The sequence below is a fragment of the Absiella sp. AM09-50 genome, from assembly GCF_003433845.1.
GTDB classification, from domain to species: Bacteria; Bacillota_I; Bacilli_A; order Erysipelotrichales; family Erysipelotrichaceae; genus Hoskinsella; species Hoskinsella hominis.
In genome coordinates, this window is record NZ_QVFI01000005.1 from 49,471 (window position 1) to 69,951 (window position 20,481).

Sequence of the window (20,481 nt, forward strand, 5' to 3'; positions counted from 1 at the left end):
CCATAAAATTGTAAGAATTTACTAACAATGAAATTGCGTTTTTATGGTATAATGAAATGCATAAGGAGTTGATGGCATGATCCTTTTAAAAAATGTTTCTAAATCATATAAAAACGGTGTAAAAGCACTGAGAGATATAAATCTTGAAATAGATGAAGGCGAATTTGTTTATATTATCGGTCCTACAGGATGTGGAAAATCTACATTAATTAAAATATTAGATGGAGAAGAAATTCCTGATAGTGGAGAAGTCTGGGTGGCAAATACCAATGTTGGTAAATTACGTCATTCAAGAGTTCCAATTTATCGTCGAAATATTGGTGTTGTGTTCCAGGATTTTAGATTATTACCAACCATGACAGTATTTGAAAATATTGCATTTGCTTTAGAGGTTTTGGCTTTGGATAAAGTAACGATACGAAAACGTGTACGTGAAGTATTGCAGCTGGTATCATTAGAAGATAAAGCAAAGGCCTTTCCTAGAGAATTAAGTGGTGGACAACAGCAAAGAGCAACCATAGGGCGGGCAATCGCCAATCATCCAAAAGTGTTGATTGCAGATGAGCCTACAGGTAATCTTGATCCGGAAATGTCAAAAGAAATTATTGCGTTATTGGAAAAAATCAATGAAGTAGAAAATACAACTATTTTAATGGTAACACATGATTCATCTCTGGTAAATTCATATAAAAAACGTACAGTAGCACTGGAATCTGGTTATATTGTGAGTGACCTAACTAAAGGCGGGTACCATAACTATGATTAAAGGAATAAAGAATTTACCACATCATTTTCTTACGGCTTTAAAAGGACTGGGACGTCATTTTGCGATGACATTATCCAGTGTATCTGCAGTTACTGTGACATTGGTATTGATTGCTTTATTTATTTTGTTAGCAGGTAATGTCAATAATTTTGCGGTAAATGTGGAAAGCAGTTTGAAAATTCGCGTTTCTATAGACCAGATAAAAACAGATAAAGAAATTGAAGCAATGCAGAAAACAATCAAAAACATGCAGGGTGTAAAACAGATTGATTTTTCCAGTAAGGAAGATGAACTTGCCATGCTGATTGATGAAAGTGGTTCTGTATTTAAACGTTATGAAGATAATAATCCTATGCCAAATGTATTTATCGTAGAGGTAAATCAGGCGAGTGATATTCCTGTCATCACAAAGAAATTAAATGAAATGGAGGGAGTAGAAAAGGCACAATATGGCGGGGAACAAATTGATAATATGATTGAGATTTTTGATACGCTTCGTACAGGCGGTGCTGTATTTGTATTGGCGTTGTCTTTACTTGCGGTTTTCTTGATTAGCAATACGATTAAAATGACAATTTATACAAGAAATACAGAAATATCAATCATGCGAAATGTTGGCGCAACCAATGGATATATCAAAACACCATTTATGTTTGAAGGCATGCTGATTGGTATGATTGGTGCTGTAATTCCAATCTTGATTGTATGTGTCGGCTATGCGGTTTTATATGATAGTATGCATGGTGCATTTTTAAGCAGTATGTTTGTTTTAGAAAAACCATTCCCATTCACCATGTATATCTCTTTGATGCTGCTTGGGTGTGGCGCAGTGGTTGGTATTTTAGGCAGTTTCTTTGCGGTAACAAAATATTTGAGGTGGCGACGATGAAAAAAATAAAAATAACATTGGCACTATCGATGCTGTGTATGAGTGTATTAGCTTCTTCTGGAACTGCACTCTACGCAAATGATTTTGAAGGTAATGAGGATGCATGGTTAAAGCGGTGCTCTGTTCCTCAGGAAACCAGTGCACAGGCGCAAGAATGTGCGGAATTCAAATCATATTATGCCGGCTTGAGCGATGAAATAGCCAATCAGGCAGATGATTTGGATAAACAGATTGCAAGTATCAAAGGCAATATTGATTCGATTCAGGATATGGTCAATAAACAGGATGCATTGGTGAAGAAAATCAATAAGAAAATAGAATTGAATGATGCAAATATTCGTACGATACAGGCCGCAATCACAAAGCTTGATGGAGAAATCAAGCAAAAAGAAGCAGATATTAAAAAGCGTAATGATCTAATTAAAAAGCGTATGGTGGAAGGTCAGGCTACGATTGGCACAAATACCAATATTGAAATATTGATGGGTGCCAGTGATTTGGTGGACTTGATACGAAAGGCAGAAGGCCTTCAGAAAATCACAGAAAGTGATCAAAATGAAATTGAAAAATTAAAGGAAGAAAAAGCGAAGCTTGATCTGGATAAATCCGAACAGACAAGATTAAAAGAAGATGAAGCAGACAAGAAGAAACAAAACGAAAAGGATAAAAAAGAAGCAGAAAACTTGTTAAAAGAAAAAGAAAAATTATTAAATGAATATCGTAAACAAGAAGCGGATTTAAATCAGAAGATGCGTAGTGTAAAGGCTGATTTAAGTGCGTTGCAGGGAAATATCATCAATATCAATACATCAGTAGCACAAAAAATTGATTATTCTGGAAATGGTACCATGGTATCTCCAATCAAAGCATCAAAATCAGCAGGTACATGGTATTATCCAGCAAGCTTTGGTGGAGGTGTGCATCTGGGTATGGACTTTGCGGCAGGCGTTGGAACACCAATTTATGCGCCTGCAGATGGTATTATTCTATATGCCAATAACCCAGTTGGAACCTATGATGGCTTTTTGGGGAACTGGATAGGATGGCCACTTGGCGGTGGAAACACATTGATGTTTTTAACTCAGGTAGATGGTATTACCTATGCTGTAAGTTTTGCGCATATGGCACAATCACCATTCCCGGTAAGTGCAGGACAAGAAGTAAAACAAGGGCAACAGATTGGCGCAGTTGGCGCCAGTGGAAATGTTACTGGACCACATTCTCATGTGGAAGTATTTAATCTTGGAAAAATGAGTCTGTCGTCAGCTATCTCATCTTTCCAGTCAACAGTCGATTTTGCATGGGGCTGTGGATGGGGATCATCCGCATTATCGAGAACATGTGAAGTCAGCGGACCTCCATGTAGACAGCGTCCGGAAAGTGTATTTGGATATTAAAACAGCACAAGTGATTTAGCAAATGTGAGGAGTGAGAAGATGATTCTTTTAGAAAATGTTTCAAAAGAATATAAAAACGGGGTACATGCATTACGCGATGTGAATCTGGCAATTGATGATGGAGAATTTGTATATATTATTGGACCGACTGGTTCGGGAAAATCTACATTGATCAAGCTGCTGGATGGGGAAGAAATACCATCAAGTGGTACAGTTATGGTGGAAAACATCAATGTAGGAAAACTAAAACATTCAAAGGTGCCGGTATATCGTCGAAATATTGGTGTTGTATTCCAGGATTATCGCTTACTGCCTCGTTTGACAATATTTGAAAACATCGCATTTGCGTTAGAAGTCATTGGTATGAACAAAGTAGATATCCGCCGTCGTGTTCGTGAGGTATTAGAACTTGTATCCTTAGAAGATAAGGCAAAATCTTTTCCTAATGAATTAAGTGGAGGACAGCAGCAAAGAGCAACCATTGGGCGTGCGATTGCCAATCATCCCAAAGTATTGATTGCGGATGAACCTACAGGAAATCTAGACCCTGAAAAGAGTGCGGAAATCATGGAGCTTTTGGAAAAAATCAACGCTGTGGAAAACACAACAATCGTAATGGTTACACATGATTCAACAATCGTAGACCGATTTAAAAAACGTACGATCTGTCTGGAGGAAGGATATATCGTTGCGGATATTATGAAGGGGGGATACTTGAAACATGATTAGTTTCTTTAAATCATTGCCAAAACATATAAAAACGGCATTTCTTAGTATCTTTCGTCATTTAGCAATGTCTTTAAGTGCTTCTAGTGCTGTAACAGTCACATTGATTTTATTTGCAGCATTCCTGTTGATTGCGGGAAATGTTGGACAGTTCACAGACAATATTGCGGAAGACTTAAGTATTCACGTGCAATTAAATAAGAATTATACCAAAGATAAAGATATCACAAAAATGAAAAAAGAACTGGAAGCAATCTCCGGTGTAAAGAAAGCAACCTTCTCTGATAAGGATGCGGAGCTGGAATTATATATCAAGGAAATGGGCGAAGAATTCGCAATGTATCGTGGAAAAGAAAACCCATTATTTCCAGCATATTATGTATCTGTGAAAGACGCAGACCGTATCAAAGCAATTACGGATGAAATTAGTAAAAAAGATTTTGTGAAAGAAGCAGTATATGGTGGTACCAGTGTTTCTGATATGGTCAAACTGTTAGACAAAGTAAGAACCGGTGGAATGATTTTTGTGGTTTTATTAACTGCGCTGGCGATATTTTTAATATCAAATTCCATCAAAATGACGATTTATGCCCGCAATAATGAAATTTCTATTATGCGAAATGTCGGGGCTGCCAACTGGTATATCAAAGTACCATTTATGATAGAGGGAATGCTGATTGGATTAATTGGTTCTATCATTCCATGTCTTGTCGCATATTTTGGATATGCTTATTTATACGATATGGCAAATGGACAAATTGTTACCAGCATGTTCGCATTACTTCCTGTATACCCATTCGCATTAAAAGTATGTGGAATATTGATTTTAGGTGGTATGGGCGTTGGTCTTGTGGGAAGTTTTTTCTCCACAACCAAATATTTACATTGGAAACGTTAGGATGTATCTATTGATACATCCTCTTTTTTATAAATATGATAAAATAGTAGTAATGCAAGAGGAACATCAAAAAATGCAAGTGGAGCCATTTTCACTGGTATATTAGATAATTTATTGTATAGTAAAGGTAGAAAGAGGGTGTGATCATGGGATATGGATATATTGCGTTGGCATATTTTCTGATGATGTTTCCTTTGACAATCAGTACAACGATTTTCTCAACATCAAATTTGTCGCTGATTGGTTTTGCTTTTCTGTTCATGGGATTATATCAGATTCAACAACGTATTCAAAACAGAAAACTATTCATCGCAGTGATAAGCAGTGTGTTGTTGTTTATGACATTGTGTTTTCAAGACACACGTTGGTCAATCATAGTCGCAAGTATAGTAGAACCAGTCATTTTATTAAACCTTCTCTACAGTACACGAAATGAGTGTAGTGAGAAAACCAAAAAACAGATACGTTATTTCACAATTCTGTATCTTATCATGTTTGTTGGCGTTTATCTTTCATTAACTTTGATGCTTTTCTATAGCGAACTGGCACAGGCAATCCTATTTATTCTCGTATGCTTTCGTATTTTCAATTATATATATTTTATTATGCTTGTTTTATCCATCAACCGACAGTTAAAAGATATGGAGCTTTTACCAGTTCATGAAAAACCATTGTCATTTCAAAAAAAGCATTCGATCATCATGCTGGTAGTGATTCTTTTATCCGCAGGTATCTTATATGGAACACAGAGTCTGTATTTATCATCTATGCAGATTACACCATCTTCAGCTTATCAGGACCGTATTTATGAAGGCTCTACAACAAACAGCCGAATTGCCGGATTAGTCAGAATATCAAAAAATCAAAATGATTCCGATTTCTATAATTATGAAAAAGTGAACTTCTATACAAAGGATGAAACCATCGCAAACCAGGTAAAACTTATGAAATATCAACTGTATGTGGATGGCAAACCTATTAAAGAAGAACCATCAGATAAACGTTTTATGAAGCCGGATATTGTGAAGGTAGAAAAACAGAATAATGGAGAATATCGTATCGCATTAACCGGCAGCCATGATATGATGGAATATCAAACAGACAGCAGATCACAAATATCTATGCATGTACAATTATATGATGAACAGGAAAAGCTGATATTGGAAGAAACTTATCCTGTTAAGGAACATGAAGAACATGTATATCATGGTAATGCACAAGGAATCACCATTACAGAACTATACACAGGAAATACTGCAATCTTACAAGCTCCAATCATCAAAACAAATATATTTCAAATGGCACAGACAAAAGGATACACACAAGTGGAAATGTATATAGAATATTTACAATATGGTAAAGTTATGGCAAGAAGCAATACAATTCAATTAACAGATGTTCCATGGGAACCATTTGTGCACCAGCATATTGATGAAGGACAAATCAGGTATACCAGCTGGGATGACAGGGTAATGACATATGAACAGACGATAACATATGATCAGGCAGTTATCGTTATGAAATATCAAGGGGAAGGCATGCATGAGCGAACATTCCATATACCATTACAGGAGAGTAAGCCATGAAGCTGATCTGTGAAGTGCAGCATCAAACTATGCTGGAGCAGGAGTTTCTGCCTTATCGCTCATTGCCTGTCGTCTTTGTGGAAAAAGGCTGTTTCTATGACGGTGTTTGTATCAACTTTGATATCGAGCATTTAAAAGAAGTGCATGAGGTTGCGCAAATGATGCTTCATCAACAGGAGCATATCATGATAGGAAAACTTCATGATCGTATGTATCCGATTCCCACAAAAGATATCGTATATATAGAAGGATATCGAAGAGAAGCATATCTGCATACAGAAAAAGCATCTTATGAAATCAATTATCGTTTGTATGAAGCAGAAGAATTATTAGGAGATGATATGTTTATCCGCATCAATAAAAGCACCATCGTAAATATATCAAAGATTAAGAGTATCATGCCGGCGTTGAATGCATGCTACAGCATGGAAATGGTAAATGGTATTTTGTTAGAATGCTCTCGTCAATATTGGAAAACATTTAAAAAGAAATTAGGAATGAGGTGATCAATATGAAAAATCGAATTTACACGTATATGTTTGCGACATTTTTCTTTTCTTTGGCATTCACATTATTTCAAATATTGTATTTCAATCATATATCTGATTCATTCTATGGTTTTCATCCCCATGTGTTTGCTTATTTATTCATCGCCTCTATGCTAGTGGCAGGAATCATGGAGGGCTGGTGTTACTTTCTTCCTGTACTATCAAAACATACACGATTTGTTTATATAGGCATCATGATCATGAATGTCTTATTATGGATCATGCCATACTATCTTTCTGTATATCTTCATATGTTATGTATTTATGTGTCTATATTGATGGCGTATCAGCTATTCGCTTATACGCAGGCGAATGAACAATTAAAGATCATACAGCAAAAAATTCAGGAAAAGGATGTCCAATGACATCTTTTTCTTTGGGTGTTGCTCTTATCAATACTGGATAAATATGGTATGATATAACTCGTAAAAAAACTTATCAAATATAGAGGTGAAAGACATGGCAAAAAAAGTTGTTCGTTACCACCTGGTACGTCATAAATGGCCGGATGAAATAGAAGCAGAAAAGAAAATCAAGAAAAGAAGGATCCTAACGGTTGCAGCATGTATCGTGTTTTTTATTGGAGGATTTTTATCCAACAATGTTTGGAGTAAGTCTACATCTGCCACAAGTGATGAAGATTTCAAAAAATTCTTTGATATTTATCAAACAATGAGTACCAACTTTTATTTTGGGAAAGATAAAGATGATCTGAAAGATACACTTATTTCAGGTGCGATCAATGGAATGGTAGATGCAGGTGGCGATCCACATACCATGTACTTAGAACCTACCCAGAGCAAAAGCTTCACAAGCTCCATGGAAGGAAGCTTTGTAGGTATCGGCGTTTCTTATTTTGAACAAAGCAAAGGCGTATTTATCATATCAAAAGTATATAAGGATTCTCCTGCACAAGAAGCAGGACTTATGAGTGGCGATCAGATCTATGCCATCAAAGGAAAACCAGTAAAAGATTTAACCATTGATGAAGTCGCAGATATGATCAAAGGTGATACAGGCAGTAAAATTGAAATCGAGATCGTTCGTGAAAATAAACATATCAAGAAAACAGTAGAACGAAGAAAAGTCAATGATTCTGTGTTAAGTTCTGTGAATGGAGAAGTCGGTATTCTGGAAATTGATAGTTATGCGGAAACAACTGGAGAAGAAGTAAAAGCACATTTAGAGGACTTAAAGAAAGCTGGCTGTAAGCGTTTGGTAATTGATATGCGTGATAACAGCGGTGGATATCTGACGGCTGTACAAGATGTTGCCAGCTATTTGATGGGACCGGATAAACTGATTTTTAAAGAAGATGACAAGAATGGAAAAGTAACAGACTATAAAACAAAAGATGTAGAGCAGTATACATTTGATAAACTGGTGGTGCTTGTAAATGATGGAACAGCCAGTGCCGCAGAAGTATTGACGGCTGCGTTAAAACAACAGATGAACGCAACAGTTGTCGGTGTTAAAACATATGGTAAAGGCACTGTACAGATTCCTGTAACGTTCTCTGATGGCAGTATGTTCAAATATACGGTAGGAGAATGGATTACACCAAATGGTGATAAAATCAATGAAGTAGGAATTGAACCGGATGTAGAAGTAAAACTTGATCCTGCTTTGACTTTGGGTGCACCAAAATTAGATGAAGATGAAGTGTATAAGCCAGACAGTGTGAGTCTTGCGGCGAAATCAGTTCAGACATATCTGAAATTTTTAGGATATCCAGTGGATCGCACGGATGAGTATTTTTCTATTGCATCAGGTGAAGCTTTAAAACAATATCAGAAAAAAATGGGAATGGAAGCCAATGGAAACATTGACAGTAAAGTCATTACATCGTTATTATCCAGTATCTCTCAGGAATGGAATGCACATTTAGATCAATATGATACGCAAATGAAGAAAGCGGTGGAAATAGCAAATGGATAAAGAAGAAAAATTATTTGATCTGGTATCCCAATATCAGCCACAAGGTGATCAGCCAAAGGCAATTCATGATCTTGTGGAAGGGATACGGGAAGGGAAAAAACAACAGGTATTACTGGGGGCTACAGGTACTGGTAAAACCTTTACCATATCCAATGTAATCGCACAGGTGAATAAACCTACCCTGGTATTTGCACATAATAAAACATTAGCTGGTCAGTTATACAGTGAGTTTAAAGAATTTTTTCCACATAATCGTGTGGAATACTTTGTATCTAACTTTGATTATTATCAGCCAGAGGCATATTTGCCTAGTACGGATACTTACATTGATAAAAATGCGACAACCAATATGGAGTTGGATATGCTTCGTATGGCCGCAGTCAATAGTATCTTAGAGCGTCGTGATACGATCATTATCGCATCTGTTGCCTGTATTTATGGTGCCAGCAACCCAGAACAATATCGTGATATGTTTTTCTCACTGCGTGTGGGGGATATCATTGATCGTAAGGAATTAATGGGAAAACTGGTGGCTCGTCAGTATACACGTAATGATATGGACCTGGTTCGTGGAACTTTCCGAGTACGTGGAGATGTCATAGAAATTGCATTGGGACATACGGACAGCTATGTGTTAAGAATTGAATTATTTGATGATGAAATTGAACGTATTTGTGAAGTAGATCCATTGACTGGCAAAGTATTGAATGCCTATACGGTATATGTCATCTATCCTGCCAGTGGCTATGCGACCAAACAGGAAATTATCAATCGCGCCGCTGGAACGATTGAAGAAGAATTAGAAGATCGCATACAGGTGTTAGAAAATGAAGGCAAGCTGTTAGAAAAGCAACGACTGGAACAGCGCACAAGATATGATGTAGAAGCACTTCGTGAGTTTGGTGTATGTCCAGGTATTGAAAACTATTCCCGTCATATCGATGGCAGAAAACCAGGCGAACGTCCTTATACCTTATTTGATTATTTTCCTTCAGATTTTTTACTGGTTGTGGATGAAAGTCATGTATCTTTACCACAGGTAAGAGGAATGTATAATGGGGACCGTGCACGTAAGGAAACCCTTGTAAATTATGGTTTCCGTTTACCAAGTGCCTTGGATAATCGACCACTTCGTTTTGAAGAATTTGAAAAGATGATCAATCAGGCAATCTTTGTCAGTGCGACTCCTGGAGATTATGAATTAGATAAAACCCATGGAGAAGTCATTGAACAGATCATTCGTCCAACTGGTTTGTTGGATCCAGTGGTAGAAGTACGTCCAACCAAAGGACAGATTGATGATTTGGTAGATGAAATCAGAAAGCGTATTGAAAAGAATGAACGAGCGTTGATTACAACGTTAACCGTGCGTATGGCAGAAGATTTAACCAGTTATTTAAAAGGCATGGATTTTAAGGTGGCATGGTTACATCATGAAGTAAAAACCATTGAGCGAACAGAAATCATTCGTGATTTGCGTAAAGGAAAATATGATGTATTGATTGGTATCAACCTGCTTCGTGAAGGTCTGGATATTCCAGAAGTATCCCTGATTGCGATATTAGATGCCGATAAGGAAGGCTTCTTAAGAAGTGAGCGTTCTTTAATCCAGATTATTGGGCGAGCTGCTCGTAATGCGCATGGGGAAGTTATCATGTATGGAGATAAGATTACAGATTCTATGCGAAAGGCACTAGATGAAACCGCACGTCGTCGTGAGATTCAGATTGCCTATAATAAGGAGCATGGTATCACACCTAAGACAATTGTGAAACCAATCCATGAAGTTGTCCGAAGTAAAGAAACGCAGGAAATGACAGCGAAGTATATGAATAAGAAGCATAAAGTCAGCAAGAAAGATAAAGAGAAGCTGATGGCAAATATTGAAAAGGAAATGAAGGAAGCCGCAAAAGTATTAGACTTTGAACGTGCCGCAGAACTTCGTGATATCCTGATTGAGATGAGAGGTGAGTAACATCATCTCTTTTTGTTTAGAAATTTTTAAGAATTCCTGCAAGTTTGTTTTTTGATTTGTTTTTTATACTTTAGTTACATAAAGGAGGAAATAGTCAAAAAAATGGTATAATAAGAAGCAAGTATAAAGGATGGGATGATATGAAACATACAATATTAGTCGTAGAAGATGAAAAGGGAATTAGAGAAACGGTATCTATCTTTTTAAAGAATCAAGGATATGAAGTCATACAGGCACAAAATGGGGAAGAAGGTCTACAAATGGTTGCGCAACATGAAATACACCTTGCCATTGTCGATATTATGATGCCGGTAATGGATGGCATCACGATGACCATGCAGCTAAGAAAAAATTACGATTTTCCTATTATCTTTTTAAGTGCGAAATCAGAAGATATCGATAAGATTACAGGATTAAATCTTGGGGCAGATGATTATGTGACCAAGCCTTTTGAGGCAATGGAATTAATCGCAAGAGTCAATTCTCATATTCGCCGTTATGAACAGATTCTTGATTTAAAAAAGAATGCAGGAAAACCGGTTGAGCAAAGCCATCGTTTAATTGTTGGTGGTTTAGAACTTGATCAATACAGCAAAGAAGCATTTGTGAATGGCAATGCGATTCGATTAACTGCCAAAGAATTTCAAATATTAGAGTTATTGATGAGCTATCCTGGGCGTGTATATTCAGCGGAAGAAATCTATGAAGCCGTATGGAAAGAAGATGCTATTAATACAGAAACGATTATGGTACATGTACGAAAATTAAGAGAAAAGATTGAAGTAAATCCTCGCAAACCAGAATATTTAAAAGTGGTTTGGGGCATTGGATATAAAATAGAAAAGGTCAGGTGAAGATTATGAAAAAGAAACAAGGGATATTTCTTGTCATCTTTTGTTTATTATTAGCCATCATGAGTGGTACTGTTTTATCACTTTATGATAATGTAAGAGAACATAGTAAAGTGTCAAAGGAAGATATTACACTACACTATTGTGACGAATTTGGTTATTATGCATTAGCTTTACAAAAAGCCATGAATCCAGATTATAAAGTGCTAAGTTATGGCAAAGAAGTACCAGAATATATGCAGAATATATGCGATGAGTATATCAATGATGTATTAAAAAACAGTCTTACTGTGATACAAAGTGATTCTGACTTTATGTTTCAGGCAGTTGACACCAAAACAAATAAAGAGCTTTCCCATCACAAAGAAAATATGGAAAAAACGGATAAGCTGTTTCAATTCACCATTCAATTTCATGCGGATAGCAGTATACAAATGAAAGGTGATTTAGATGATAGAATATTTAATCAATCTATATTTGAATCTATTGCCAATAATGTTTTAGATTATTATCGTGATAGGTATATGGATTTATACTCTGTTGAAGATGTAGAGAATGGATTTGATTATCATGGTGTACATTATGGCGATGAGAGTATCAAAGTAAATATTCCAAAAAACTTATCTGTGAGTTTTGCACTTCCTCAAGAAGTCACAAAAAGCAGTCATTATTATGGCAATGTGTATTATGAATCTTATGCCTATGCATTTGCGGCTACAGCAATGGCAGTATGTTGTGGAATATTGTTTATGTACTTCTTAATATATCCTGTTCGTGTTGTGGAAAATGCGCCTTTGTTTAAAAGGATTTATCATTTGAAAGCTGGATTACGTATCTTATTGATGGCTTTTTTAATCAGTATTTGGATTACTAGTACAATCATGTTAAGTGTATTCACGATAAACAAAGAATTCTATGAATTCTTTCATCAGATGAACATTGGTGGGGGAAATATGTTGATCCCAATCATAAACTTTGTGGTATGGTTTATCACACTGGCGGTTATTTCTCTTGAAATCTTCCAAATCAAGTATATCTTTGCGCATGGCATCATGCGATATTTGAAAGAAGATACATTAATAGCTTCCCTTATCCGAAAGATAAAAAGCTACAGTCATCGACTTAGTGAATTTGATTTATCCAATTCATTAGATAAAACGATTCTTAAATTTGTGTTGATCAATACCATTATCATCTTTATCATGTGTACGATTTGGGTATTTGGTTATTTCCTTGCGATTGTATATGCATTATTATGTTTTGTATGGATCAGTAAGAAAGCAAAGAAGATACAGCAGGATTATCTAAAAATCATAGATGCCGCAAAACAACTGGGAAATGGTAATTTCGATGTCAATATACAGGAAGATTTAGGCATGTTCAATGGATTGAAAGAAGATTTCTCCCATATTCGTGATGGTTTTGAGAAAGCAGTAAAAGAAGAAACAAAATCACAAAATATGAAAACAGAACTTATCAGTAATGTATCACATGATTTAAAAACACCGCTTACCTGTATCAAAAATTATATCGTATTACTACAGGATGATCAGTTGGATGAAGCCACAAGACATGAATATCTGGAGAATTTGAATCAATATTCTAATCGTTTGACAACGTTGATAGAAGATTTATTTGATGTCAGTAAAGTAAATAGTGGCAATATGAAGCTGTCTTTGATGGATATTAATATCATTGCCTTAATCGAACAGGCACAGGCAGAATGTATGGATCAGCTGGAAGAAAAAGGACTGAATATCATTACTTGCTTTGAGGAATCAGAAATCATTTGTCATTTGGATGGAGATAAAACATATCGTATCTTTGAGAATCTGTTTACCAACATAAGTAAGTATGCGATGCCAAATAGTCGTGTTTATATTGAAGTACATGTGAAGGATGATGTAGAAATCATATTTAAAAATATATCCATGGAACAGATGAATTTCACCGCAGAAGAGATTGTGGACCGTTTTGTGCGAGGAGATAAGTCCCGTCATGAAACAGGAAGTGGATTAGGTCTTGCGATTGTAAAGAGTTTTACAGAGGTTCAACAGGGAAGCTTCCATATTGAAATTGATGGTGATTTGTTTAAAGCCATCTTACATTTCAAGAAGGTACAGGATCAGGCGTAATGCCTGGTCTTGTTTTCTTTTGTTTGACAAATATAAAATCTGGGATTATAATACATAGCGTGCTATCATATAGCTGACTATTTAAATGAGGTGAAGATATGTCAGATAAAAGAATTGGCTTTTTAATCAAACAAGTATTCCATATGAATCAGGTGCGTTTAAATGAAATGTTTGCGGAGTTTGATTTGACGGGTGCACAAACGTTTACCTTGATTTATTTATTTAAGGCACATGATCAAGGAAGAATCATCAATCAAAGAGATATTGAACGTGATATGGATATATCAAATCCTACTGTGACAGGTATATTAAATCGTTTAGAGAATAAAGGATTGATCATACGAAAAGTAAATCCGGCAGATGCACGTGTAAAAAATATTGATGTCACGAATGAAGCATTAGAATTAGACAAGGTATTACGTAAAAAATTTCAGGAAAATGAGCAACAGCTGGTAGAAAATTTGAGTGAAGAAGAAGTAAAAAGTCTGGCATATATGTTAGAAAAGATTTTATACGGCAACACCTGAAGCCGTTTTATGGCTAAATATATAGCATGCTATAGGTATAAAAGAGAAAGGAGTTCTTTATGGTAAAACGATTATTATTGGAAGTAAAAGAGTTTAAGAAAGCATCCATTCTTGCGCCAGTATTCATGGTGGGAGAAGTGCTTTTAGAAATATCCCTGCCATTTTTAATGTCTTATATCATTGATTTGGGTGTTAGTAAAGGCGATATGGGAGAGGTTGTAAAGTTTGGTTTGATTATGAGTGTTGCGGCATTTGGTTCATTATTTTGTGGTGCTATGTCTGGAAAATATGCTGCCTATGGATCCGCAGGCTTCGCAAGGAATCTAAGGAAAGCAATGTTTTCCAATATACAGGATTTTTCTTTTCAGAATGTGGATCATTTTTCCACAGCAGGACTTGTGACACGTTTAATGACGGATGTGACCAATGTACAGAATGCTTATCAAATGGTATTGCGTATGTGTGTACGTGCGCCATTGACTCTGGTATGCGCTTTGAGTATGACATTTATCATCAATTCAGAGTTGTCTATGGTTTTCTTTTATGCGGCTTTATTTCTAGGAATTGTCTTGATAATTATTATGCGTTTTGCACATCCGATCTTTTTGAAAGTATTTGAAAGATACGATGATTTAAATGCCAGTGTACAAGAGAATATCACCAATATGCGTGTAGTCAAGGCGTATGTAAAAGAGGACCATGAAATCAATAAATTTCACAGCGCATCTTATCAGATATATAAAATGTTTAAGAAAGCTGAAAATATCCTGATATTTAACTCACCATCTATGCAGTTAGCCATGTATGGATGTATTATCACAATTTCTTGGCTGGGTGCACAAAAAATCGTTGGCTCCACATTAACTACTGGGGAGCTTATGAGTATGATAACGTATACCATGAATATATTAATGTCTTTGATGATGTTATCCATGATATTTGTTATGTTGTCTATGTCATTTGCTTCTGTAAAGCGTATTCATGAAGTTCTGGAAGAAAAAAGTGATATCGTATCACCAGACAATGCATTAATGGATGTTCCAGATGGTTCTGTGGTATTTGATCATGTCAGTTTCTCTTATGGAGAACATTGTGAAAGTGATGCTTTACAGGATATCGATTTACGAATAGAAGCAGGACAAACGATTGGAATTATGGGTGGTACCGGCAGTGGAAAATCTTCACTTGTGCAGCTATTGGCAAGATTATATGATGTCACAAAAGGACAACTGTTGGTTGGCGGTCATAATGTGAAAGAATATGATGTAAAAGTATTGCGTGATCAGGTTTCCATGGTATTACAGAATAATGTGCTGTTCTCAGACAGTATTAAGGATAATCTTCGCTGGGGAAAAGGCGATGCAAGTGATGAAGAGATGATACATGTATGTAAACTGGCGCAGGCTGATAGTTTTATACAAGCATTTCCTAATGGTTATGATACCCATATCGAACAAGGTGGCAGTAATGTTTCCGGAGGACAGCGACAGCGTTTATGTATCGCACGTGCCTTATTGAAGAATCCAAAAATATTAATCTTGGATGACTCTACCAGTGCCGTGGATACACGTACAGATTATCTGATTAGAAAAGCATTTAAAGAAGATCTTCCACATATCACAAAGTTTATTATATCTCAGCGTATTTCATCTATTGAAGATGCGGATAAAATCATCGTGATGGATGATGGTAAAGTATCTGGTTTTGGTACACATGAAGAACTATTGAAAACCAACCCAATCTATCAGGAAGTATATGCAACACAGGTAAAGGGAGGTGAAGATGATGAGAGTAAATAAACAACAAAGTAGAGTGAAGGCCGATAAGGACTCCATGAACGTATTATTGCGTTTAATGAAATATACGATTGCACATTATAAGGCAGTCAGTGTATTCGTATTGATATTTATCATCATCAGTTCACTTGCCACTGTTGTCAGTTCTTTATTCATTAAGAGTCTGATTGATGATTATATTACACCATTACTGGAAACTGCCAATCCTTCCTTCACCCCATTATTTCAAGCATTATGTACCATGGGAGGTATTTATTTATGTGGTGTTGTTTCTACATATCTGTATAGCAAACTATTGATTGAGATATCACAGGGTACCATGAAACGTGTTCGTGATGATTTATTTGCCCATATGGAAAAACTTCCTATTCGATATTTTGACACCAACTTTCATGGGGATATCATGTCAGTTTATACCAATGATACAGATACCTTGCGACAGGTAATTTCACAAAGCATTCCCCAGTTGTTTTCATCATTGATTACGATTATTGGTGTATTTATTTCCATGTGTATCTTAAGCCTTCCATTAACGCTGATCGTTATTGTGATGGTGTTGATTATGAAAACAGTGATGAGTAAAATCGCTGGACAAAGTAGTATTTATTTCCATCGTCAGCAAAAAGATCTTGGTAAAGTCAATGGCTATATTGAAGAAATGATGAGTGGCACAAAGGTTGTTAAAGTATTTACGCATGAAGAAGCAGTCAAAAAAGAATTTGATGAAGTAAATGATGCATTATTTGAAAGTGCCTATCAGGCAAATAAGTATGCGAATATCTTGATGCCGGTACTTGGAAACTTAGGAAATATTTCTTATGTATTAACAGCACTCATTGGTGGTGTACTTGCTATTAATGGATTTGGTGGATTAACACTGGGTGCGCTGGCAAGTTTTCTTCAATTGAATAAATCATTTACCGGACCTATTACACAGGTATCCCAGCAGTTAAATTCTGTTATTATGGCATCTGCGGGTGCTAAGCGTATCTTTGCGCTGATGGATGAGGAATTAGAAGTAGATGAAGGTATTGTGACACTGGCAAATGTAAAAGAAGAAAATGGAGAACTTGTGGAAAGTGAACAGCATACTGGAAAATGGGCATGGCGTCATCCTAGAAATGATGGAACGATTACCTATGTTCCTTTAGTTGGTGATATCATCTTTGATCATGTGGACTTTGGATATGTGGATAATAAACAGATATTATTTGATATCAATTTATATGCACAGCGTGGTCAAAAGGTAGCTTTTGTTGGCGCAACAGGTGCGGGCAAGACAACCATTACCAATTTGATCAATCGTTTCTATGATATTCAAAAAGGAATGATTACCTATGATGGCATTGATATCAAATTAATCAAGAAAGATGATTTGCGCCGTTCTTTAGGTATTGTTCTTCAGGATACCCACTTGTTTACCGGCACCATTGCGGATAATATCCGTTATGGAAAAAATGACGCAAGCGATGAAGAAGTCATTGCCGCCGCAAAACTTGCGAACGCAGATGGTTTTATCCGTCATTTAGATCATGGCTATCAAACCATGATTACAGGAGATGGTGCATCTCTATCACAAGGACAGCGACAGTTATTATCCATCGCTCGTGCAGCTTTGGCAAATCCTCCTGTTTTAATTCTTGATGAAGCGACCAGTTCTATTGACTCACGTACCGAAAAAATCGTACAGGATGGTATGGATAAACTGATGCAGGGAAGAACCGTATTTGTCATTGCGCATCGTTTATCTACAATTCGTAATTCTGATGTAATCATGGTTATGGATCAGGGACATATCATAGAACGAGGAAATCATGAGAAATTAATGAAAGAGAAAAAGATTTATTATCAATTATATACCGGCGGTTTAGAGCTGGATTAATGAAAAAGGAGCAGAAATGCTCCTTTTAATTGTTTAAACAACTAATATACTAATCTAGAATATATTGATATTACATGATAAAAATAGTGTTATTAATCAATATTTGTTTAAACAAATATTGAAAATGTATAAAAATGTGTTGACATTAAGTAAAAGTGAGGGTATCATATAGGTACAAACCTAAAGCGGTTACATGTTTACTGGGAGTGATAGTTATGAAAATCACAAAAGTTTTTAATAACAATCTGGTGGCCACCATTACCCCGGAAAAACGTGAGGCACTATTAAGTGGTACTGGCATCGGGTTTGGAAAAAAGGTCGGCGATGTTGTCGATCAATCAAAAATCACAAATTATTATTATGTAGAAAACCAAAGAAAAAAATTGTTGTATCAAATGATGGAAACAACGCCGGTAGAATATCTGGAAATTGCGGAAGCAATTTTAGACAGGGCAAACCGAAAGCTTTCTAAGCATGTGAGCGATACGATATTGCCTGCTCTAGTGGATCATTTGTATGTAGCGATCACAAGAACGAAAAAAGGCAAGCAGGTACCGAATCTGATTCATGTGGAAACAAAAATGATGTATCCTGTAGAATATGAAGTCGGTTTATGGGCGTTACGATTGATAAAAATGCGTCTAAATGTAACCTTGCCAGATGATGAAGCTGGTTTTATCGCAATCCATATTCAAAATGGAGAAGATGAATCCAATGAAGATGTTTCTGATATGTTGATGTTTGTGAAAGAAACAACGGATATTATTGCGGAAAGTTTTAACTGCAGGTTTGATGTTAACAGCACGGATAATCAACGACTGGCAACGCATCTGAAATTCTTCTATCAAAGGATGATGCATCATCAGACAACAACAATTGTAAATGTAGAAGACATGTATCGCTTATTGATTACGAAGCATAAAGATATGAAGAAATGTATGCATCACATAAGTGAACTGTTGAAGAAAGATTATGCCTATCAAATCACCTTAAGTGAGGAAGTTTATTTGATGATGCATATCTTAAAGATGATACAAAGTGAATAAAGGATTGTCACTGGTAATGCAGGCAACACCTGAAAATAACACATGGCTGTCATGGTATGGAGTGTGCTTTTTCAGGTGTTTTTTTATGAAAGAGAGGAAAAAATTATGGCTATTCAATATGATCGAATCGCAAAGGAAATTGTGGAAAAAACTGGTGGAGTGGATAATATTTTATCTGCGGCACATTGTGCAACACGTTTAAGGCTCATTGTAAAGAATCGGGAAATTATCGATGATGATGAAGTGGAAAAGGTGGATGAAGTAAAGGGGGTGTTTTTTACAGGAGGACAGTATCAGATCATTCTGGGAGCTGGTGTTGTAAATAAAGTATATGCGGAAGTGGAAAAAATGGGTGTATCAACAACAAATAAAGCTGATCAAAGTGCACTGGCACAACAGGATCAATCAAAAGGAAAGAAATTGATTCGCTTATTGGGAGATATCTTTGTCCCCATTATCCCAATCATTGCGGCAACTGGTTTATGTATGGGACTTCGTGGTTTAATCACAAATGAAATGTTGTTGGATTTATTAGGACTTGGCAGCTCTGGTTTATCAGAATCTATGACAGTGATGCTGTCTGTATTATGTGACACGACATTTGCATTCTTGCCAGCACTTGTTTGCTGGTCTACCTTTAAGACATTTGGAGGAACACCATTATTAGGATTGATTATTGGGTTAATGCTGGTATCTACAGCCTTGCCAAACGCATATGCAGTGGCAACTCCAGATAGTGGCGTCGTTCCAATTATGGCATTTGGATGTATCCCATTAGTAGGATATCAGGGAAGTGTACTTCCAGCAATCATGGTTGGGGTAATCGGCAGTAAACTGGAATTAAAAATCAGAAAGATTATGCCTAATGTTTTAGATTTCATGGTATCTCCATTCCTTGTAATTCTGATTATGATGATTGTTTCTTTATTAGTGATCGGACCTGTTTTCCATCAGATTGAAATGCTGGTATTGAATCTAATGGAAGGTTTACTGCATTTGCCATTTGGGATTGGTGGTTTCCTTGTTTCTTTCCTATATCCATTTATCGTTATCACAGGTGTACATCATATCATGACAACATTAGAGGTATCTTTACTTGCTAGTACAGGCTTTAATCAGTTGAATGCATTATATAACATGATTTTCTTTGCCCTTGGTTTTGCGGTATTGGCGATTACAATAAAAACGAAAAAGACACGTATGAAGCCTGCTGGTTATGGTGCATTTTTATCACAGATGTTAGGTGTTGGCGAGCCTGGTATGTTTGGTTTCTTGTTGCGTTATACCATGAAACCATTTGTTGGCGCATGTCTTGTGGCAGGCTGTACGGGTATGTTAGCAACCATACTTGGCTTAAGTGCAAAAGGCATGGGAGCTGGTGGCTTTATTGGTTTCCTATTATATATGTATGATGCACATCAACTGTTCATTTACTTTGCCTTGGTAATACTCACAGCCATCTTATCATTTGTAGTAACTTGGCTGTTTACCGTACCAAAAGAATTCATGGAAGAGGAATAG

Annotated in this window: 17 protein-coding genes; all 17 read left to right on the forward strand. The window is 36.3% G+C overall.

Going from position 1 to position 20,481, the window contains the following annotated elements:
• Nucleotides 1-76: 76 nt before the first annotated feature.
• Complete coding sequence (gene ftsE, locus DW114_RS06305) at nt 77-766, forward strand: cell division ATP-binding protein FtsE (protein ID WP_117452925.1); 690 nt, start codon at nt 77-79, stop codon at nt 764-766.
• Entirely contained in the window at nt 759-1,655 is an 897-nt protein-coding gene (ftsX, locus tag DW114_RS06310; protein ID WP_117452926.1) for a permease-like cell division protein FtsX, read from the forward strand. The genes ftsE (DW114_RS06305) and ftsX (DW114_RS06310) overlap by 8 nt, the downstream gene beginning before the upstream one ends.
• Nucleotides 1,652-3,052 carry a murein hydrolase activator EnvC family protein gene (locus DW114_RS06315; protein WP_117452927.1) on the forward strand — a complete coding sequence of 467 codons (1,401 nt, stop codon included), beginning with the start codon at nt 1,652-1,654 and terminating at the stop codon, nt 3,050-3,052. The genes ftsX (DW114_RS06310) and DW114_RS06315 overlap by 4 nt, the downstream gene beginning before the upstream one ends.
• Before the next feature lie 39 nt (nt 3,053-3,091).
• On the forward strand, nt 3,092-3,781 hold the full coding sequence (ftsE, locus tag DW114_RS06320) for a cell division ATP-binding protein FtsE (protein ID WP_117452928.1): 690 nt from the start codon (nt 3,092-3,094) through the stop codon (nt 3,779-3,781).
• A complete protein-coding gene (ftsX, locus tag DW114_RS06325) occupies nt 3,774-4,676 on the forward strand; it encodes a permease-like cell division protein FtsX (RefSeq protein WP_117452929.1) in 903 nt (300 codons plus the stop codon). The genes ftsE (DW114_RS06320) and ftsX (DW114_RS06325) overlap by 8 nt, the downstream gene beginning before the upstream one ends.
• Nucleotides 4,677-4,822: 146 nt before the next feature.
• Nucleotides 4,823-6,262 carry a hypothetical protein gene (locus DW114_RS06330; protein WP_117452930.1) on the forward strand — a complete coding sequence of 480 codons (1,440 nt, stop codon included), beginning with the start codon at nt 4,823-4,825 and terminating at the stop codon, nt 6,260-6,262.
• Nucleotides 6,259-6,768 carry a LytTR family DNA-binding domain-containing protein gene (locus DW114_RS06335; RefSeq protein WP_117452931.1) on the forward strand — a complete coding sequence of 170 codons (510 nt, stop codon included), beginning with the start codon at nt 6,259-6,261 and terminating at the stop codon, nt 6,766-6,768. Before DW114_RS06330 ends, DW114_RS06335 begins: the two co-directional genes overlap by 4 nt.
• 5 nt (nt 6,769-6,773) lie before the next feature.
• The gene (locus DW114_RS06340) at nt 6,774-7,175 is read left to right on the forward strand and encodes a hypothetical protein (protein WP_117452932.1); all 402 of its coding nucleotides are present in this window, start codon (nt 6,774-6,776) and stop codon (nt 7,173-7,175) included.
• A 94-nt stretch (nt 7,176-7,269) separates the two neighbouring features.
• The gene (locus DW114_RS06345; protein ID WP_117452933.1) at nt 7,270-8,748 is read left to right on the forward strand and encodes a S41 family peptidase; all 1,479 of its coding nucleotides are present in this window, start codon (nt 7,270-7,272) and stop codon (nt 8,746-8,748) included.
• Entirely contained in the window at nt 8,741-10,723 is a 1,983-nt protein-coding gene (uvrB, locus tag DW114_RS06350; protein ID WP_117452934.1) for an excinuclease ABC subunit UvrB, read from the forward strand. Before DW114_RS06345 ends, uvrB begins: the two co-directional genes overlap by 8 nt.
• A gap of 140 nt (nt 10,724-10,863) precedes the next feature.
• Nucleotides 10,864-11,577, forward strand: a complete 714-nt coding sequence (locus DW114_RS06355) for a response regulator transcription factor (protein ID WP_117452935.1) — start codon at nt 10,864-10,866, stop codon at nt 11,575-11,577.
• Nucleotides 11,578-11,582: 5 nt separating this feature from the next.
• Nucleotides 11,583-13,709, forward strand: coding sequence for a sensor histidine kinase (locus DW114_RS06360; RefSeq protein WP_117452936.1), 2,127 nt, complete (start codon nt 11,583-11,585; stop codon nt 13,707-13,709).
• A 98-nt stretch (nt 13,710-13,807) separates the two neighbouring features.
• On the forward strand, nt 13,808-14,236 hold the full coding sequence (locus DW114_RS06365) for a MarR family winged helix-turn-helix transcriptional regulator (RefSeq protein ID WP_117452937.1): 429 nt from the start codon (nt 13,808-13,810) through the stop codon (nt 14,234-14,236).
• Nucleotides 14,237-14,295: 59 nt separating this feature from the next.
• On the forward strand, nt 14,296-16,035 hold the full coding sequence (locus DW114_RS06370) for an ABC transporter ATP-binding protein (RefSeq protein WP_117452938.1): 1,740 nt from the start codon (nt 14,296-14,298) through the stop codon (nt 16,033-16,035).
• Nucleotides 16,022-17,914: an ABC transporter ATP-binding protein gene (locus tag DW114_RS06375; RefSeq protein WP_117452939.1), complete on the forward strand. Its 1,893-nt coding sequence runs from the start codon at nt 16,022-16,024 to the stop codon at nt 17,912-17,914. Before DW114_RS06370 ends, DW114_RS06375 begins: the two co-directional genes overlap by 14 nt.
• 215 nt (nt 17,915-18,129) lie before the next feature.
• Nucleotides 18,130-18,960 (forward strand): PRD domain-containing protein, encoded by an 831-nt coding sequence (locus tag DW114_RS06380; RefSeq protein WP_117452940.1) that lies wholly within the window; start codon nt 18,130-18,132, stop codon nt 18,958-18,960.
• A 105-nt stretch (nt 18,961-19,065) separates the two neighbouring features.
• Nucleotides 19,066-20,481, forward strand: coding sequence for a PTS transporter subunit EIIC (locus tag DW114_RS06385; protein ID WP_117452941.1), 1,416 nt, complete (start codon nt 19,066-19,068; stop codon nt 20,479-20,481).

Bases quoted from the DNA above. Each gene is read 5' to 3' on its own strand.
- DW114_RS06385 (WP_117452941.1), top strand. From the start codon at position 19,066: ATGGCTATTCAATATGATCGAATCGCAAAGGAAATTGTGGAAAAAACT.
- ftsE (WP_117452928.1), top strand. From the start codon at position 3,092: ATGATTCTTTTAGAAAATGTTTCAAAAGAATATAAAAACGGGGTACAT.
- ftsX (WP_117452929.1), top strand. From the start codon at position 3,774: ATGATTAGTTTCTTTAAATCATTGCCAAAACATATAAAAACGGCATTT.
- DW114_RS06365 (WP_117452937.1), top strand. From the start codon at position 13,808: ATGTCAGATAAAAGAATTGGCTTTTTAATCAAACAAGTATTCCATATG.
- DW114_RS06345 (WP_117452933.1), top strand. From the start codon at position 7,270: ATGGCAAAAAAAGTTGTTCGTTACCACCTGGTACGTCATAAATGGCCG.
- DW114_RS06340 (WP_117452932.1), top strand. From the start codon at position 6,774: ATGAAAAATCGAATTTACACGTATATGTTTGCGACATTTTTCTTTTCT.
- DW114_RS06360 (WP_117452936.1), top strand. From the start codon at position 11,583: ATGAAAAAGAAACAAGGGATATTTCTTGTCATCTTTTGTTTATTATTA.
- DW114_RS06375 (WP_117452939.1), top strand. From the start codon at position 16,022: ATGAGAGTAAATAAACAACAAAGTAGAGTGAAGGCCGATAAGGACTCC.
- DW114_RS06335 (WP_117452931.1), top strand. From the start codon at position 6,259: ATGAAGCTGATCTGTGAAGTGCAGCATCAAACTATGCTGGAGCAGGAG.
- DW114_RS06370 (WP_117452938.1), top strand. From the start codon at position 14,296: ATGGTAAAACGATTATTATTGGAAGTAAAAGAGTTTAAGAAAGCATCC.
- DW114_RS06315 (WP_117452927.1), top strand. From the start codon at position 1,652: ATGAAAAAAATAAAAATAACATTGGCACTATCGATGCTGTGTATGAGT.
- DW114_RS06330 (WP_117452930.1), top strand. From the start codon at position 4,823: ATGGGATATGGATATATTGCGTTGGCATATTTTCTGATGATGTTTCCT.
- DW114_RS06355 (WP_117452935.1), top strand. From the start codon at position 10,864: ATGAAACATACAATATTAGTCGTAGAAGATGAAAAGGGAATTAGAGAA.
- ftsE (WP_117452925.1), top strand. From the start codon at position 77: ATGATCCTTTTAAAAAATGTTTCTAAATCATATAAAAACGGTGTAAAA.
- uvrB (WP_117452934.1), top strand. From the start codon at position 8,741: ATGGATAAAGAAGAAAAATTATTTGATCTGGTATCCCAATATCAGCCA.
- ftsX (WP_117452926.1), top strand. From the start codon at position 759: ATGATTAAAGGAATAAAGAATTTACCACATCATTTTCTTACGGCTTTA.
- DW114_RS06380 (WP_117452940.1), top strand. From the start codon at position 18,130: ATGAAAATCACAAAAGTTTTTAATAACAATCTGGTGGCCACCATTACC.